The sequence below is a fragment of the Stenotrophomonas sp. 63632_Sma genome, assembly GCF_056482875.1.
In genome coordinates this window covers 1,417,907-1,434,923 of record NZ_CM151220.1, presented here as the reverse complement: position 1 = coordinate 1,434,923, position 17,017 = coordinate 1,417,907, and the positions used below count along the sequence as shown (strand labels likewise).

Annotated in this window: 12 protein-coding genes; 3 read left to right on the top strand and 9 right to left on the bottom strand. The window is 67.5% G+C overall.

Annotated elements, in window-relative coordinates:
* Positions 1-2 precede the first annotated feature (2 nt).
* Positions 3-2,246 carry a DNA topoisomerase IV subunit A gene (gene parC / locus ACZK45_RS06545; RefSeq protein ID WP_121503835.1) on the top strand — a complete coding sequence of 748 codons (2,244 nt, stop codon included), beginning with the start codon at positions 3-5 and terminating at the stop codon, positions 2,244-2,246.
* A 303-nt stretch (positions 2,247-2,549) separates the two neighbouring features.
* Here parC and bfr read toward each other — a convergent pair whose 3' ends face one another.
* The gene (bfr, locus tag ACZK45_RS06540) at positions 2,550-3,038 is read right to left on the bottom strand and encodes a bacterioferritin (protein WP_004151115.1); all 489 of its coding nucleotides are present in this window, start codon (positions 3,036-3,038) and stop codon (positions 2,550-2,552) included.
* 123 nt (positions 3,039-3,161) lie between these two features.
* Here bfr and ACZK45_RS06535 point away from each other — a divergent pair, with 123 nt between their 5' ends.
* Positions 3,162-5,489, top strand: coding sequence for a penicillin acylase family protein (locus ACZK45_RS06535; protein ID WP_478445606.1), 2,328 nt, complete (start codon positions 3,162-3,164; stop codon positions 5,487-5,489).
* Between the two features lie 82 nt (positions 5,490-5,571).
* On the opposite strand, the gene ACZK45_RS06530 is transcribed toward ACZK45_RS06535, so the two are convergent.
* Together ACZK45_RS06530 and asnB are read right to left on the bottom strand one after the other, a co-directional pair.
* A complete protein-coding gene (locus tag ACZK45_RS06530) occupies positions 5,572-6,960 on the bottom strand; it encodes a cation:proton antiporter domain-containing protein (RefSeq protein WP_478445605.1) in 1,389 nt (462 codons plus the stop codon).
* Positions 6,961-7,060: 100 nt separating this feature from the next.
* Complete coding sequence (asnB, locus tag ACZK45_RS06525; protein WP_049399515.1) at positions 7,061-8,752, bottom strand: asparagine synthase B; 1,692 nt, start codon at positions 8,750-8,752, stop codon at positions 7,061-7,063.
* A gap of 339 nt (positions 8,753-9,091) precedes the next feature.
* Between asnB and ACZK45_RS06520 the strand changes: the two genes are divergently transcribed.
* Complete coding sequence (locus tag ACZK45_RS06520; protein WP_478445604.1) at positions 9,092-9,970, top strand: tetratricopeptide repeat protein; 879 nt, start codon at positions 9,092-9,094, stop codon at positions 9,968-9,970.
* A gap of 66 nt (positions 9,971-10,036) precedes the next feature.
* On the opposite strand, the gene dapE is transcribed toward ACZK45_RS06520, so the two are convergent.
* Genes dapE through map form a run of 6 tightly spaced genes read right to left on the bottom strand, consistent with a single transcriptional unit; the run spans position 10,037 to position 16,993 of the window.
* Positions 10,037-11,173, bottom strand: coding sequence for a succinyl-diaminopimelate desuccinylase (gene dapE / locus ACZK45_RS06515; protein WP_346484895.1), 1,137 nt, complete (start codon positions 11,171-11,173; stop codon positions 10,037-10,039).
* Entirely contained in the window at positions 11,170-11,541 is a 372-nt protein-coding gene (locus tag ACZK45_RS06510) for an arsenate reductase (RefSeq protein ID WP_180838119.1), read from the bottom strand. The genes dapE and ACZK45_RS06510 overlap by 4 nt, the downstream gene beginning before the upstream one ends.
* Before the next feature lie 31 nt (positions 11,542-11,572).
* Positions 11,573-12,439: a hypothetical protein gene (locus tag ACZK45_RS06505; RefSeq protein ID WP_478445603.1), complete on the bottom strand. Its 867-nt coding sequence runs from the start codon at positions 12,437-12,439 to the stop codon at positions 11,573-11,575.
* Positions 12,440-12,441: 2 nt separating this feature from the next.
* Entirely contained in the window at positions 12,442-13,521 is a 1,080-nt protein-coding gene (dapD, locus tag ACZK45_RS06500) for a 2,3,4,5-tetrahydropyridine-2,6-dicarboxylate N-succinyltransferase (RefSeq protein WP_253143329.1), read from the bottom strand.
* Complete coding sequence (locus ACZK45_RS06495) at positions 13,521-16,148, bottom strand: [protein-PII] uridylyltransferase (RefSeq protein ID WP_478445602.1); 2,628 nt, start codon at positions 16,146-16,148, stop codon at positions 13,521-13,523. The genes dapD and ACZK45_RS06495 overlap by 1 nt, the downstream gene beginning before the upstream one ends.
* Before the next feature lie 2 nt (positions 16,149-16,150).
* A complete protein-coding gene (gene map, locus ACZK45_RS06490; protein WP_080355365.1) occupies positions 16,151-16,993 on the bottom strand; it encodes a type I methionyl aminopeptidase in 843 nt (280 codons plus the stop codon).
* Between the last annotated feature and the right edge of the window lie 24 nt (positions 16,994-17,017).

The window sequence follows — 17,017 nt, the reverse complement described above, 5'->3', positions numbered from 1 at the left end:
GCATGACCGAACTTGCCCGCCCCGTGTTCCACGGATTCGAACAACTGCCGCTGCGCGAGTACGCCGAACGCGCCTACCTCGACTACTCGATGTACGTGGTCCTGGACCGCGCCCTGCCGTTCATCGGCGACGGCCTGAAGCCGGTGCAGCGCCGCATCATCTATTCGATGAGCGAGCTGGGCCTGAATGCCGCGTCCAAGCCGAAGAAGTCCGCGCGCACCGTCGGTGACGTCATCGGTAAGTACCACCCGCATGGCGACAGCGCGTGCTACGAGGCGCTGGTGCTGATGGCACAGCCGTTCTCGTACCGCTACCCGCTGATCGAGGGCCAGGGCAACTTCGGCTCCAGCGACGACCCGAAGTCGTTCGCGGCGATGCGTTACACCGAATCCAAGCTGACCCCGATTGCCGAAGTGCTGCTGGGCGAACTGGGCCAGGGCACCACCGACTGGGCACCGAACTTCGACGGCACCCTGCAGGAACCGACCTGGATGCCGGCACGGCTGCCGCACCTGCTGCTGAACGGCACCACCGGCATCGCCGTGGGCATGGCCACCGACGTGCCGCCGCACAATCTCAACGAGATCGTCAGCGCACTGCTGCACCTGCTGGACAACCCCGATGCCAGCGTGCGCGACCTGTGCGAGCACGTGCAGGGCCCGGACTATCCGTCCAGCGCCGAGATCATCACCGCGGCCAACGATCTGCGGAACATCTACGAAACCGGCAACGGCAGCGTGCGCGCACGTGCGACCTTCACCAAGGAAGCACACAACATCGTGGTCACCGCGCTGCCGTTCCAGGTGTCGCCGTCGAAGGTGATCGAGCAGATCGCCGCGCAGATGCGCGCCAAGAAGCTGCCGTGGCTGGAAGACATCCGCGATGAGTCCGACCACGCCAACCCGGTGCGCGTGGTGCTGGTGCCGCGTTCCAACCGCGTCGACGCCGAGCAGCTGATGGGCCACCTGTTCGCGACCACGGACATGGAACGCAGCTACCGCGTCAACCTCAACGTGATCGGGCTGGACGGCCGTCCGCAGGTGAAGAACCTGAAGATGCTGCTCAGCGAATGGCTGACCTTCCGCAGCAACACCGTCACCCGCCGCCTGCAGCACCGCCTGCAGAAGGTCGAGCGCCGCCTGCACCTGTTGGAAGGCCTGCTGGTCGCGTTCCTCAACCTGGACGAGGTGATCCACATCATCCGTACCGAGGACGAACCGAAGGCGGCGCTGATCGCGCGCTTCGGCCTGTCCGACGACCAGGCCGAGTACATCCTGGAAACCAAGCTGAAGCAGCTGGCCCGCCTGGAAGAGATGAAGATCCGTGGCGAGCAGGACGAGCTGGCCAAGGAGCGCGAGAAGATCCTCGGCATCCTCGACAGCAAGGCCAAGCTGAAGAAGCTGATCCGCGACGAACTGACCGCCGATGCCAAGAAATTCGGCGACGCGCGCCGTTCGCCGCTGGTGCAGCGCCAGGCCGCGCAGGCCATCGACGAGACCGAGCTGGTGCCGAGCGAGCCGATGACCGTCGTGCTGTCGGAGAAGGGCTGGATCCGCGCCGCCAAGGGCCACGACGTCGATGCGTCCGCCTTGTCCTACCGCGACGGCGACGCCCTGCAGGGCGCGGTGCGTGCGCGCAGCACGCAGCAGGTCGCGTTCCTGGACAGCGAAGGCCGCGCCTACTCGACGCCGGTGCACACCCTGCCCTCCGCGCGTGGCAACGGTGAACCGCTGACCGGCCGCTTCTCGCCGGCTGCGGGCACCAGCTTCGTGACCCTGGCCAGCGCCGAGCCGGACACCCGCTTCGTGCTGGCCTCCACCCACGGCTACGGCTTCGTCACCCGCTTCGAGAACTTGATCGGCCGCAACAAGGCTGGCAAGGCGATGCTGAACCTGTCAGCCGGTTCGACCGTGCTGACCCCGTCGGTGGTGGCCAACGTCGCCACCGACCGCATCGTGGCGGTGACCAGTTCGGGCAACCTGCTGGCGATCGCCGCCAACGACCTGCCGGAACTGGACAAGGGCAAGGGCAACAAGATCATCGAGATCCCCAAGGCCAAGCTCGCCACCGAACGTGTGGTCGCCATCGTGGCGATCAGCCCGGGGCAGACCCTGCAGGTACGCAGTGGCCAGCGCACGATGGGCCTGAAGTTCAACGAGCTTGATGCCTACCTCGGCGCCCGCGCCACCCGCGGCCACCTGCTGCCGCGCGGCTGGCAGAAAGTGGAAGGGCTGTCGGTGGAATAAAGGCTGGGGCCTTGCTCCTGGTGGATGTCAACCTTGGTTGACACGCCTTGCCGGAGACCAGACACGAAAAAGCCGGGGCATTCCCCGGCTTTTTCGTTGTCGGCTGGCGGGCGGTGGAGCGGCTGGCTGGCGAAAGCTGGCTGGCGATGCTCCGGTGCTGGCGGGCGACAGAACGCTGTGCTTCTTCTGGTAGAGCCGACCGCTGGTCGGCTGCTTTTTGCCTCTGGTAGAGCCGACTGTTAGTCGGCTGCCGTTTGGAGAGCGGCCGACTAACAGTCGGCCCTACCGGATCGCGGTGCCGGCTCAGTGCGCCGGGGCGCCGTTGCCGTCGATCTTGCTCAGCTGGTACAGCTCCAGGCCGATGCGCTTGATCAGGCCCAGCTGCTGCTCCAGCCACCAGGCGTGGTCTTCCTCGGTGTCCTTCAGCTGCGCCAGCAGCATGTCGCGGCTCACGTAGTCACCCTTCTCTTCGCACAGCTTCATGCCGGCGGCGAGATTGTTCCGAACCGCGTATTCAGTGTCGAGATCCTTCTGCAGCATCTCTTCCACGGTCTTGCCCGGCTCGGTGGCATGCGGGCGCATGTCCGGGTCGCCGCCGAGGAACAGGATGCGGCGCAGCAGCGCGTCGGCGTGCTGGGTTTCCTCTTCCATCTCGTGGTTCAAGCGTTCGTACAGCGCGAACAGGCCCTGGTCCTCGTAGCGGCGGGAATGGATGAAGTACTGGTCGCGGGCAGCAAGCTCGCCGCGCAGCAGTTCCTTCAGGCAGGCGATGACGTCCGGGTTGCCTTTCATGGGGGGCTCCTGTGAATCGATGTGGCATAGGGTGCCGCATTTCAAAATACGGTGATCTAATCGGAATCAGTCGCAGTTGCGCCTGCGGCTACAATCGGCCCACGAGTTCGGAAAGGACGTGCGATGCGACGTACATGGCGTTGGGTGCTGGGTGTGTTGGTCGCCATCGTGCTGGTCACCGCACTGGCCCTGTGGCTGCTGCTGCGCGGCAGCCTGGCCGACCTGGACGGCGAGCATGCGCTGCCGGGCCTGGCCAAGCCGGTCACCATCGAGCGCGATGCGCTGGGGGTGGTCACCATCACTGCCGGCAGCCAGGCCGACGCGATGCGCGCACTCGGCCATGTGCATGCGCAGGAACGCTATTTCGAGATGGACCTGATGCGCCGCAGTGCCGCCGGCGAGCTGTCGGCGCTGTTCGGACCGAAGGCCATCGACGCCGACAAGCGCATGCGCGTGCACCGCCTGCGCGCCCGCACCGAGGCGCATCTGGATACCGCGCTGGGCGACAACGGCGCGGTCGTGCGCGCCTATGTGGATGGCGTCAACGAAGGCCTTACCGATCTCTCCGTGCGGCCATGGGCCTACCTGCTGCTGCGGCAGTCACCGCAACCGTGGCAGGCCAGCGACAGCGTGCTGGCCGGGCTGGCCATGTACGCCGACCTGCAGGACCCGAACAACCAGACCGAGCTTGCCCTCAGCCGCATCCGTGCGGTGGTGCCGCCGGCGCTGTACGCGCTGATTGCCCACGACGGCACCGAATGGGATGCACCGCTGTTTGGCGAAGCCACCGGCAATGCGATTCTGCCCGATGCCAGCCAGCTCGATCTGCGCACATTGAAGGGAAAGCCGGGCACCGAGCAGGAGGAGGCGGACGTCATCGGCAGCAACAACTTCGCGGTGGCCGGCGCACTCACCGCCGACGGCCGCGCGATCGTTGCCGACGACATGCACCTGGGCCTGCGTGCGCCGGGGCTGTGGTTCCGGGTGCGCCTGCGCTATCCGGACCCGCAGGCCGCCGGCGGCCAGGTCGACGTCACTGGCTTCTCGCTGCCTGGCCTGCCGGCGGTGATCGTCGGCAGCAACGGCCACGTCGCCTGGGGCTTCACCAACAGCTACATCGACACGGCGGACTACCGCACGGAACCGGCCAACGCCACGGTGACCGTGCACGAAGAACGCATTGCGGTGGCCGGCCAGGCCGACGTGCTGTTCCCGGTACGCGAAACCGCCTGGGGGCCGATCCTGCACACCCATGCCGATGGCAGTGGCGATGCCCTGCGCTGGGTCGCACACCTGCCCGGCGCCGTACGCCTGGATTTCGCTGATCTGGCCCGCGCCGGTGACCTGGACGGTGCACTGCACTTCGCCGACCGCGCCGGCATTCCCGCGCAGAACCTGGTGGTCGGCGACCGCAGCGGCCGCATTGCCTGGCGGCTGATCGGCGCCCGCCCTGACCGCGGCGCCGGCTGTGCGCCGGCCGGCTTCAATGCCGCCAGCAACCAGGACTGCGCGCCGTGGCCGATCCGCAGCGATGCCTCGCCTGCATTGATTGATCCCCCCAACCATCGCCTGTGGACCGCCAACGGACGCGTCCTCGACGGCGAGGCGCTGGCTACTGTTGGCAACGGTGGCTATGACCTCGGCGCGCGTGCGCAGCAGATCCGCGACCTGCTCGCCATCCAGGACCGCTTCGACGAACACGACCTGCTGGCGATCCAGCTCGATGATCGCGCCGTGTTTCTGCAGCGCTGGTGGGCGTTGCTGCATGACGTCATCGAACGCAGTGACGACCCTGCACTGAAGCGCTTGAAGGCGGTCAGCCATCAATGGGGCGGCCGGGCCTCGGCCAGCTCGGTCAGCTACCGGGTGGTGCGCGCGTTCCGCACGCAGGTGATGGATACCCTGTCCGATGCACTGCTGGCGCCGGCCAACGCGCAGCTGGGCGATGACTATCTGGACCCGCGCCTGGCACAACTGGAAGGCGTGGCCTGGCCGATGCTGCAGCAACGCCCCGCCAACCTGCTGCCACCGGCCTACGACAGCTGGGACGCGCTGCTGCTTGATGCCGCACGCCGCACCGAGAGCGAGCTGGCCAAGCAGGGCCCGCTGGCCCAGCGCACCTGGGGAGAGCGCAACACCGCGGCGCTCTGCCATCCCATCGCGCGTGCATTGCCGGACATCGCCAAGCGCTGGCTGTGCATGCCCGCCGACCCGCTGCCCGGCGACCGTGACATGCCGCGCGTGCAGACGCCGAACTTCGGCGCCTCCGAACGCATGGTGGTTTCGCCCGGACATGAGGCCGACGGCATCGTGCACATGCCCGGCGGCCAGAGCGGGCACCCGCTGTCGCCGTACTGGGGCGCCGGCCACGAAGACTGGGTGCATGGGCGGCCGACACCGTTCCTGCCCGGCAAGGCGCAGCACACGATGACGCTGGTACCGGCGCGGTAGTGCCGGCCGCTGGCCGGCAACCTCATGATGCTGGACACACCAGCCTGGATGCCGGCCAGCGGCCGGCACTACCGTCCAGCGCTCAGCCCCGGCGTCGCTCGATCAGGTTCAGCAGCGGCCCGGTCATCGCCGTGGTCACCAACGCCATGATCACCAGCACCGCGAACAGCCGATCGCCGAGCAGGCCCAGCTCGTAGCCCAGGTTGAGCACGATCAGCTCCATCAGACCACGGGTGTTCATCAGCGCCCCCAACCGCCACGCTTCGCGCGTGGGCATGCCCGCACTGCGCGCGGCACTGAAGGTGCCCAGCAGCTTGCCGGCCGTGGCCACCGCGATCACCACCACGCACAACACGATATCGCTGGCCTGCAGCGCATCGGCGCGCATGCGCAGGCCGGTCATGGCGAAGAACAGTGGCAGCAGCAGGGTCACCGCGAACGGTTCGACGCGGGCCATCAACAGGTCGCGCAGCTGCGCGTTGGACGATACCGCGACGCCCGCAGCGAATGCACCGAACAACGCGTGGATGCCCAGCATCTCGGTGACCAGCGCACTCGCCAGTGACAGCAGCAGGATACCCAGCAACCAACGTCCCTCACGGCCCGGCGCAATCTGCTGGCGGGCAAACCACGGCTTCACCAGCCCCAGCATCAGCGCCACGAACACGACCACGCACAGCAGGTTGAGGCTGGCCGGCAACCAGCCGCTGGCCTGGGCGGCGGCGACGATCAAGGCCAGCAGGCACCAGGCGGTGGCATCGCCCAATGCCGCGCAGGCGATCGCGGTCTGGCCCAATGGCGTCTGTGTGATCCCACGATCGGCAAGGATGCGCAGCAACACGGGGAACGCGGTGATGCTCATGGAGATGCCGACGAACAATGCGAAAGCAGTAAAGCCCACACCCTGCGGACCGTGCTGCGGATACAGCCAGATCGCCAGCGCCACGCCGAGCACGAACGGCACTGCAATACCGGCATGGCTGACCGTGAAGGCGAAGCGCCGGCGGCCACGCAGCGCCGCCAGGTCCAGCTCGGCACCGGCCACCAGCAGGAACATCAGCACGCCCAGCTGGCTGAGCATGCCCAGCGGACCCAGCGAGCTGGCCGGGAACAACGCACCATGCAGCTGCGGCAGCAGGCTGCCGAGCACCAGCGGCCCCATCATCAGGCCAGCGGCCATCTCGCCGATCACCGCCGGTTGTCCAAAGCGCTTGAGCAGCGCACCCGCGCCCTTGGCCACCAGCAGCAGCACCAGCAGCTGCAGCAGGAACAGGCCCAGTGGGGACGCCAGATGCTGAGCCCAGCCGCCTTCATCGGCGGCGGTGGCGCGGGCAACCGCCTCGGGCGCCGCCGGCCCGGCATACCGCGCCAGCAGTACGCCAGCCAGCAACGGCACCCCGGCCCAGGCCAGATAACGCCATCCCCATTTCGTGGGCGGCACGTCGCCACCTGCCTGTACGTCCATGAACATTCCCCAATGCGCAGGGGGCGATCATACAAAAAGGGGACGGAGGGGATTAAGTCGTTAGTGGCACAAACGACTTAATCCCCTCCGTCCCCTTTTTGAGGGCTTAGGCCAGTGCCTGTTCGTGCACCCCGGCGATCGCGCGGCCCGAGGGGTCCGCCGCCGCGGCGAAGCTGGCGTCCCAGGCAATGGCGGCCGGCGACGAACAGGCGATCGACTTGCCGCCCGGCACGGTTTCGGCGGCCGCACGGCTCGGGAAGAACTGCTCGAACAGGTGGCGGTAGTAGTACGCCTCCTTGGTCTGTGGCGGGTTGTGCGGGAAGCGCTTGTCGGCCGCCGCCAGTACACGGTCGCTCACCTGTGCTTCGGCATGCGCCTTCAGCCCGTCGATCCAGCCGTAGCCAACGCCATCGCTGAACTGTTCCTTCTGCCGCCACAGGATGCTGTCCGGCAGGTAGCCGTCGAACGCCTCGCGCAGCACCGCCTTTTCGATGCGACGCCCGCCAAAGCCGGCGCCGACCATCTTGTGCGCGGCATCGAAGCGCATCGCCACATCAAGGAACTCACGATCGAGGAACGGCACGCGCGGCTCCACGCCCCAGGCCATCATCGACTTGTTGGCGCGCAGGCAGTCGTAGTTGTGCAGCGCGTCCAGCTTGCGCACCAGCTCGTCGTGGAATTCACGTGCATCCGGCGCCTTGTGGAAGTACAGGTAGCCACCAAAGATCTCATCGCTGCCCTCGCCGGACAGCACCATTTTCACGCCCATCGCCTTGATCCGCCGTGCCAGCAGGAACATCGGCGTCGAGGCGCGGATGGTGGTGACGTCGTAGGTTTCGATGTGGCGGATCACTTCCGGCAACGCGTCGAGGCCTTCCTCGAAGGTGTATTCGAAGCCGTGATGCACGGTGCCAAGAGCCTCGGCAGCGATCGCCGCAGCAGCAAGATCCGGCGAACCCTTCAAGCCGATCGCGAACGAATGCAGGCGCGGCCACCAGGCTTCGGTCTGCCCGCCATCCTCGATGCGGCGACGCGCATAGCGCGCGGCAACGGCCGCCACCAGCGACGAGTCCAGGCCACCGGACAGCAGCACACCATACGGCACGTCGCTCATCAGCTGGCGCTCCACCGCATGCTCGAAGGCCTGGCGCAGTTCGGCCAGGTCGGCCTGGCGGCCCTGCACGTCAGCGTAGTCGCGCCACGGCTGCTGGTAATAGCGCACCAGCTCACCGCTGGCACTGTCGAAGTAGTGACCCGGCGGGAACTGTGCGACGTCGGCACAGGTATCGACCAGCGCCTTCATTTCCGAGGCCACCCGCAGGCGCCCCTGGGCATCGTGGCCCCAGTACAGCGGCACCACGCCCACCGGGTCACGCGCCACCAGCACGCGCCCGCTGTCGCGGTCCCACAGCGCGAAGGCGAAGATGCCGTTGAGCTGTTCCAGCCACTGCGCCGGCGAACTGCCCTGGCGATACAGCGCGTTGATCACCTCGCAGTCCGAGCCGGTCTGGAAGTCGTAGGCGGTGGTCAGCGCCGCCTTCAATGCCTGGTGGTTGTAGATCTCGCCGTTCACCGCCAGCGCCAGCTGGCCATCGGCCGACAGCAGCGGCTGCGAACCACCGGCCGGGTCGACGATGGCCAGCCGCTCATGGACCAGCAGCGCACCTTCGTCGAGGTATACGCCGCTCCAGTCCGGGCCACGGTGGCGCTGGCGCTGCGACAGTTCCAGCGCATGGCGGCGCAGGGCGGGAAGATCGTCACCGGCCTGCAGGCCGAAGATTCCGAAGATCGAACACATGGGAGAGCTCCTGTTGGGGGATTTCACGGGTGGGAGGGTGTTCGACCGGCCATCCAGGCCCGGGTGGGGCTGCGCCCGGGCACAAAAAAACCCGCATCGGCTGATGCGGGTTTTCTGGTGTCCGGGCGTGTGTTGCTGTCTATCTACCCAGGGCGCAGTCCCGCATCGGCCGCGCACGATTATTCGCGCGCAGATTATTGCGGTTGTTGTTATTGACGGCGGTGACCAGACGGATCGACATGGCATCGACCCTACCCCGGTTTCCGGCACGGCGCAACCGTTGCGTTGGCAACCACTCCCCGGCGCGCATAATGGCCCGCCGTGAAACGTGTAATGGAAATGCAACACCGCACTGGACGCAACGCGGCGCTGGCCGCCCTGCTCTGCCTGGGCCTGCCCGCCTGCCAGACCCTGCCTCCGCCCTCCACGTTGCCGCTGGCGCAGCAACAGGCACTGGAGCAACGCGGCACCGACGGCAGCTTCGACGGAGCCTGGGACACTGCGCAGACCTTCGAACGTTTCAACGATCCGCGCGCCGTTACCTACTACGAGCGTGCTGCCGCGATCACGCCCTGGACCTTCCACAACACCAAGGCGGAAGAAGCACTGGGCCGGATCTGGATCTCCGGCAGGCTGCAGCATGCCGACAGCCCCCATATCAACCCTGCACCTGTCCTGCGCGCGTCCTGGCGACGTGGCGAACGCGCCTATCTGGCGGCTGCCAACCACGGCAATCCCTATGCGTTCTACGGGCTCGCCAAGGCCTACCGCCAGCGAGGCGACGCGCAGCAGGCGCTGCGCTGGGACCTGCGCGGAATGATCTACGAGCGCTACCCGAGTTCGTCGTCGCGACTGCCGGATGCGGTGGCCGCACAGGGTGACACCGTGCATCCGCTGGTGGCGCAGATCCAGCGTCGTGCCGAGCACGGCGACGCCGAAGCGCAGGTCGACCTGGGCGCGCTGCTGGAGAAAGGCATGGGACTGCCGCGCGATCCGGCGCGTGCGCTGCAGCTGTACCAGCGCGCCGGTGAGAAGGGCAATGTGTTCGGCCAGTACTTCGCCGGTCTGCTGCTGGGCCGCAGTGCGCCGGGTGTGGAGAAAGACACCGACGCGGCGGCGCGCTGGTTCGCCAGAGCCGAGGCGCAACACTTCTACATGGCCGCGCCAAGTTACTGGAAGAAAGCGGTCGAGCCGCCGTTCTTCATTTTTTCAGAGTAGAGAAGCGGCCCCGGCGGGAGGCGTGCCGACCAACGGTCGGCACCCACCCTCGCGGGATTCATTCCGTCATGGGGTTCCCACCAGCAGCCGTTCCACCAGGCGCTGGTACAGCCCCGGCAACGCTTCCAGATCGTCCACGCGCACGTTCTCATCCACCTGGTGGATGCTGGCGTTGACCGGCCCCACTTCGATGCACTGCGCACCCAGTGGCGCGATGAAGCGTGCATCTGACGTGCCGCCGCCGGTGCTTTCTTCCGGCGCACGGCCGATGTGCTCGGCCAGCACCGCACGCGCGGTGGCGCGCAGCGTGCCTTCCGGGGTGTAGAACGGCTCGCCGCTGCGGTGCCACTTCAGCGTGTACTGCAGGCCATGGCGGCCCAGCAATGCGGTGATCTCCGCCTCCAGCTTCGGTGCATCCCAGTGCGGGTTGTAGCGGATGTTGAAATCCACCTCCAGCTCGCCGGGAATCACGTTGTTGGCACCGGTGCCGGCATGGATGTTGGAGATCTGCAGGCTGGTCGGCGGGAAGCTCTCATAACCTTCATCCCAGCGCCTTGCGCTCAGGTCGGACAGTGCCGGTGCCGCCTGATGGATCGGATTGCGCGCCTTTTCCGGGTACGCCACATGCCCCTGCACGCCCTGCACGCGCAGCTTGGCCGACAGGCTGCCACGACGGCCTACGCGCAGCAGGTCACCCAGCGTCGAGGTAGACGATGGCTCTCCGGTAATGCACCAGTCGATGCGTTGGCCGCGCTCGGCGAACAGCCGTGCAACGTGACGCACACCATCGATGGCATCGCCTTCCTCGTCGCTGGTCAGCAGTACCGCCAGCGTGCCAGGGTGATCGGGATGCGCAGCGACAAACTGCTCGGCGGCGACCACGAACGCCGCCACGCTGCCCTTCATGTCGGCGGCGCCACGGCCGTACAGCACGCCGTCACGGATCTGCGGCGTGAACGGGTCGCTGGCCCAGGCCTCGCGCGGGCCCGTCGGCACCACGTCGGTGTGGCCCAGCAGCACCAGCACCGGCGCGCCCTGGCCGTGGGTCGCCCACAGGTTGTCGACCTCGCCCAGGCGCAGGTGATCGCACTGGAACCCGGCCTGCTTCAGGCGTGCCGCCAGCAGTGTCTGGCAGCCAGCATCATCCGGCGTCACCGAGGGTCGTGCGATCAGTTCGCAGGTCAGGTCGAGGACCGCACTCATGCGTCACCCACGCCGAAGCGGGCCTTGAAACCGTTGTCGCTGAAGCCTTGGCTGACCGTGCCATCGGCCGTGACCACCAGCGGACGCTTGATCAGCTGCGGGTATTCACGCAGCAGCAGCTTCCATTCGGCCTCGGAGTCGGCGGCCTTGCGGTTGTCCGGCAACTGCCGCCAGGTGGTGGACGACTTGTTCACCATCGCGGCCAGGCCCCCCAGCTGCCCAGCCCACGCCAGCAGTGTTTCCGGGCTCGGCTTGTTCTCGCGGTAATCGACGAAGGTGTAAGGCACGCCGAAGCGGTCCAGCCACTTGGTCGCCTTCTTGCAGGTATCGCAGTTCTTCAAACCGTAGACAGTGGTGCTCATGGCCATCTGTGATGCTGGAAAACAGAGGGCCAGAATCTCACAACAGGCGCTCGGACACGACCCGGAACGGCACCCGTGGCAGCCGGAAGGCCAGCCCTTCCTGCAGCGCCAAGTCCATCGCCTGCAGCCGCGGACACTGCTGCTCACCGATCAGGCGCAGGGGCTGCAGGCTGTCGATCTCCACCGGCAGCGCGATGCGGGTGCTGGCCCAGCGGCCGTCGCAGGTACGGGCGATGGCCTCGTCCTGGCAGGTCAGGAAACGCAGCAGGGCCTGATGGCTGCCGAAGGCCGCCGCCCACCCGGCATCGTCCCAGCCCGCGGCGGCCTGCCACTGCAGGTGCAGCGCCGGGGCACTGCCCTGCCCGCCCTCGATCCGTGTGTGGCCACTCCCTTCGGCATCCAGCGCATGCGTGAAGCGCACCGACAGATGCGGCTGCATGGCATCGCTGAAAACGCGCGCGCCGGCGACGAAGGCCAGCTGGTCCATCACGTTGCGGTCGAACAGCACCACCGGCGTCCCGTCCGGATCGTCGTCACGACGCAGGTACCAGCGCCAGTTGCTCTGCCGTGGCGACGGCATCAGGGAACGCAGCGGCCCAGCCAGCGCGGGCCCGAAGTGGCCGTGACGGTAGCTGAGGATGGTGTAAGGCGTACGTCCGGCATGGACCACGTATTGATGGCCCGGCGGTGGCATTGGTGCGTGACGCACGTCGACCCACCAGCTCACGTAGACCACATCGCGCACGTCACTGACCAGCGCCGGCATCGGCCAGCGCCGCGACAGTGCACGGCGCAGCCGGGTCCAGCGCGGGGCGTGCAGCAGGCGCGGCAGCATCCGCCCGACCAGGGTGTCGGACGGATGCCGGTAGATCGCGGACTGCGCCAGATCCTCCGGCGCAGTCACCTTCAGTCGGCCAGGCCGCGCAGCAGGTCGTTGACGCTGGTCTTGCTGCGGGTCTTGGCATCGACCTGCTTGACGATCACCGCGCAATACAGCGAGTGGGTGCCGTCCTTGCTCGGCAGCGAGCCGGACACCACCACGCTGTACGGCGGGATGTAGCCGTAGGTGATCTCGCCGGTAGCGCGGTTGTAGATGCGGGTGCTCTGGCTGAGGAACACGCCCATGCCGATCACGCTGTGGTGGCCGACGACCACGCCTTCCACCACTTCCGAGCGCGCACCGATGAAGCAGTGGTCCTCGATGATGGTCGGGCTGGCCTGCAGCGGCTCCAGCACGCCGCCGATGCCGGCGCCGCCGGACAGGTGGCAGTGCTGGCCGATCTGCGCGCAGGAACCGACGGTGGCCCAGGTGTCGACCATGGTGCCTTCGCCGACATAGGCGCCGATGTTGGTGAAGCTCGGCATCAGCACCACGTCCTTGCCGAAGTAGGTGCCGCGGCGGGCGATCGCGCCCGGCACCACGCGCACGCCACCACGGCGGAACTTCGCCTCGTCATAGCCGGCGAAGCGCGATTCGACCTTGTCCCAGAACGGCGCCGGACGGGCGTCGACCACGGCCATGTCATTGACACGGAAGTACAACAGCACGGCCTTCTTCAGCCACTCGTTGACCTTCCAGCCACCCTGGCCGTCCGGCTCGGCAACACGGAACTCACCGCTCTCCAGGCCGTCAATCACGCGGTTGACCAGCGGCTTGGTCGAGCCTTCCAGCTCGTGCAGGGTCAAGGTAGCGCGGCGCTCGAAGGCACTCTCGATGCCGAACTTCAGCTCTTCCACGCCCGGGGCCGACGGCTTGCGCAGCGACTTGCGGGCGATGGTTTCGGCGCGGACCGCTTCGGCACTCTTGGACGGCGCCGGCTTCTTCACAGCACGCTTCACCGCAGCCGCTTTCTTCGCCGGGGCCTTCACCGCAGCGGCCTTCTTCGGCGCTGGGGTCTTCTTCGCGGCCGGTGCGGCAGCAGCAGGTTTCCGGGCCGCTGCGCTCTTGGGGGTCGCGGCGGTCTTCTTGGCGGGCTTGGTGGCCATCAGGCGGGGTCTCCGGCGTTTCGATCAGGGTCCAGGCAGGCCAGCATCGCGTCATGCAGCTGCTGCCGGGCAGGTTCAGTCAGGGGGAGGTCGTGTTCGTCACTGATCACGAAGGTGTCTTCGGCGCGTTCGCCGAACGTGGCAATGCGCGCATCATGCACGCGCAGGCCCTGATTGCGCAGCACGAACGCCACATCGGCCAGCAGGCCGGGGCGGTCGGGGGCGACCAGGGCGAAACGGGTTGCGCCCGGCTCATCGCGGAATTCGATGCGCGGGGCGAAGCGGAAGTGCCGCAGCTGCCGTGGCACCACCCGGCGTGACGGCCGCAGGCGCGACAGGTCACCACTGAGTGCCTCGCGCAGCGCCGCTTCCAGGTTGGCACTGCTGCCATCGGCGAAGGTATCGGCCGGGTTCACTTCGAAGGTATCGAAGATGGTATCGGCCGGACCGTCCAGCACGCGTGCGCGGTGGATGCCGTAGCCCTTGCGGTCCAGCGTCATCACGATCGCGGCGAACAGGCCGTCGCGGTCCGGCGAATGCACGAAGACTTCCAGCGCAGGATCGTCGACACTGATCCGGCGTACCTTCACCAGCGCCTGGCCCTGCTTCACCGGCACCAGCGCGGCAGCCTGCCAGGCCAGCTGCTCCGGGCGCAGGCGGATGAAGCCTTCGTCGGGCATCACCGCGAACTGGCGATCGATGGTGGCATCGTCGTAACCCCGCTCGCGCACCAGCGCGCGCACGCTGTCACGCGCTTCGGCCACGCGCTCGGCCGCCGGCACCGGGTGTTCCAGCCCCTCGCGCAGCGCGCGCCGGGTGGCGAAGTACAGGTCGGCCAGCAGGCGGTCCTTCCATGCATTCCACAGCTTGGGGCTGGTGCCGGCGATGTCGGCGCAGGTCAGCAGGTACAGGTAGTCCAGGCGGTCGCGGCTGCCGACCAGGGTGGCGAAGCGATGGATCACCTCCGGATCGGCGATGTCCTGCTTCTGCGCGGTCACCGACATGCGCAGGTGCTGTTCGACCAACCACGCCACCAGTTCGGTGTCGGACGTGCTCAGCGCATGCGCCTGGCAGAACGCGCGCGCGTCCACCGCGCCCAGCTCCGAATGGTCGCCGCCACGGCCCTTGGCGATGTCATGGAACAGGCCGGCCAGCAGCAGCAGCTCGGGCTTGCGCAGGCGCGGCCACACTTCGTGCGCGATCGAGAAGCGCTCGTCGGCGCGACTGCTGGCGAACAGGCCGATGTTGCGCAGGACCATCAGCGTGTGCTGATCGACGGTGTAGACATGGAACAGGTCGAACTGCATGCGCCCGCTGACCTGGGCGAACGCGGGAATCCACTGGCCAAGCACGCCCAGCCGCGCCATGCGCGAGAGCGTATCGACCGGGCGCTGGCCGCGCAGCAGCGCCAGGAACTGCTCGCGTGCATCGGCATCAGCCTGGTCGTAAGCCGGCAGCAGTGGCAGCGCTTCGGCCAGCGCACGCGCGGTCAGCGAATGCAGGCCGCGCACCTGCGGATTGTTGGCCCAGCTGGCGAACAGCGCGAACACCTGGCCGATGTCGCCGCGCGGCCAGTCGGCTTCGTTGGCCGCCAGGTAACCACGGCGCAGGGAAAAGCCCACGGTCAGCGGCTCCGGCTGCGCCTCGCCATCGAACTGTTCCTCGAAGCGCTGCAGCAGGCGGTCGCTGATCCGGCGCACGACCAGCGCGGCGCGGTAGAAGCCCTGCATCATCTTCTCGACACCGAGGTTCTCGGCATCGTCTTCAAAGCCCAGGCGTGCCGCCAGGGTCTTCTGGTAATCAAAACGCAGGCGCTCTTCCGGGCGACGCGCGACCAGATGCAGGCCAAAGCGCAGCCGCGCCAGCACCGCACGTTCGCGCTTCAGTGCTGCCGCTTCGTCTGCGCCCAGATGGCCGAGCCCGACCAGCGCCTCCAGGTCACGCACGCCGAAGGCACGCAACGCCATCCAGCCAAGCGTATTGAGATCGCGCAGGCCGCCGGGGCCATCCTTCAGGTCCGGCTCCAGGTTGTCGGCGGTATCGCCGAAGCGCTGGTGTCGGTTGCGCAGCTCTTCCAGCTTGGCCAGGAAGAAGGTGCGCGCCGGCCACAGTTCACGATCGTCGACGGCCTCGCGCAGCGCGCGGCGCGCCACATCATCGGCCAGGATCGGGCGCGCCTCGATCAGCGCGGTCAGCACGGTCTGGTCCACTGCCGCCTCGCGGCACTGCGATGCAGAACGCACCGCATGGCTGACGGCCAGCCCGCAATCCCATAGCAGCGCGAACAGGCGCGCCAGCGCCGCCTCATGGGCCAGCTGTGCCGGCGGATCGCCGAACACCAGCAGGTCGATGTCCGAACGCGGAAACAGTTCACCGCGGCCATAGCCGCCGACCGCGAACAGCGACAGCCCGCTGTCGGCCGGCAGGCAGCGCTGCCAGGCCAGGCGGATCAGATGGTCGGCAGCGCGCGCGCGCAGCGCCAGCAGGCGCTCGATGTTGTCGCCCTGGTCGAAGCGGCGGTACAGGCGCGCGTCGGCCTGCTGCAGCGCCTGGCGCGCGGCAGCAGCCCAGTCCGGGTAGTTGAGCGACGCGGCCGGCGTGTCCAGCAGCGAACTCGCCGGCAGCATCCTCAGGAGACCTGCGACTCGCCCGGCGACAGGGTCAGCACGTCCACGCCGGTCTCGGTGACCGCGATCATGTGCTCCCACTGTGCCGACAGCTTGCGGTCCTTGGTCACCACGGTCCAGCCATCCGGCAGCACCTTGTTGTAGCGGGTGCCCTCGTTGATCATCGGCTCGATGGTGAAGGTCATGCCAGGCTGCAGCACCAGGCCCTGGCCCGGGCGGCCGTAATGCACCACCTGCGGTTCATCGTGGTAGACCTTGCCGATGCCGTGGCCGCAGTACTCGCGCACCACGCTGAAACGCTCGCCTTCGGCATAGCTCTGGATGGCATGGCCGATGTCGCCCAGGGTCGCGCCCGGACGCACCGCGCGGATGCCGCGCCACATGGCTTCGTAGGTGGTTTCCACCAGGCGGCGGGCCATCACCGACGGGGTGCCGACGAAGTACATGCGGCTGGTGTCGCCGTGCCAGCCATCCTTGATGACGGTGACGTCGATGTTGATGATGTCGCCATCCTTGAGCACCTTCCCTTCGCTGGGGATGCCATGGCAGATGACGTTGTTGACCGAGGTGCACACGGTCTTCGGGAAGCCGCGGTAGCCGACGTTGGCCGGAACGGCGCCCTGCACGTTCACGATGTGGTCGTGGCAGATGCGGTCCAGTTCCTCGGTGGTGACACCGGGCTTGACGTGGGGGGTGACGATGTCGAGCACTTCGCTGGCCATGCGGCCGGCGATTCGCATCATCTCGATTTCCTGCGGGGTTTTCAGATTCACGCTCATGGCCCCCATTATCGCCGATCCGGCCACAATCTGAACGAACGCCACCCAACTGGCGATCCGGGCCATGCACGGTTCCGGCAAGGAAAGTGA

Coding starts and splice junctions, on each gene's coding strand:
- parC (WP_121503835.1), top strand. CDS start 3: ATGACCGAACTTGCCCGCCCCGTGTTCCACGGATTCGAACAACTGCCG.
- bfr (WP_004151115.1), bottom strand. CDS start 3,038: ATGAAAGGCAACCCGGACGTCATCGCCTGCCTGAAGGAACTGCTGCGC.
- ACZK45_RS06535 (WP_478445606.1), top strand. CDS start 3,162: ATGCGACGTACATGGCGTTGGGTGCTGGGTGTGTTGGTCGCCATCGTG.
- ACZK45_RS06530 (WP_478445605.1), bottom strand. CDS start 6,960: ATGTTCATGGACGTACAGGCAGGTGGCGACGTGCCGCCCACGAAATGG.
- asnB (WP_049399515.1), bottom strand. CDS start 8,752: ATGTGTTCGATCTTCGGAATCTTCGGCCTGCAGGCCGGTGACGATCTT.
- ACZK45_RS06520 (WP_478445604.1), top strand. CDS start 9,092: ATGCAACACCGCACTGGACGCAACGCGGCGCTGGCCGCCCTGCTCTGC.
- dapE (WP_346484895.1), bottom strand. CDS start 11,173: ATGAGTGCGGTCCTCGACCTGACCTGCGAACTGATCGCACGACCCTCG.
- ACZK45_RS06510 (WP_180838119.1), bottom strand. CDS start 11,541: ATGGCCATGAGCACCACTGTCTACGGTTTGAAGAACTGCGATACCTGC.
- dapD (WP_253143329.1), bottom strand. CDS start 13,521: ATGGCCACCAAGCCCGCCAAGAAGACCGCCGCGACCCCCAAGAGCGCA.
- ACZK45_RS06495 (WP_478445602.1), bottom strand. CDS start 16,148: ATGCTGCCGGCGAGTTCGCTGCTGGACACGCCGGCCGCGTCGCTCAAC.
- map (WP_080355365.1), bottom strand. CDS start 16,993: ATGGCCCGGATCGCCAGTTGGGTGGCGTTCGTTCAGATTGTGGCCGGA.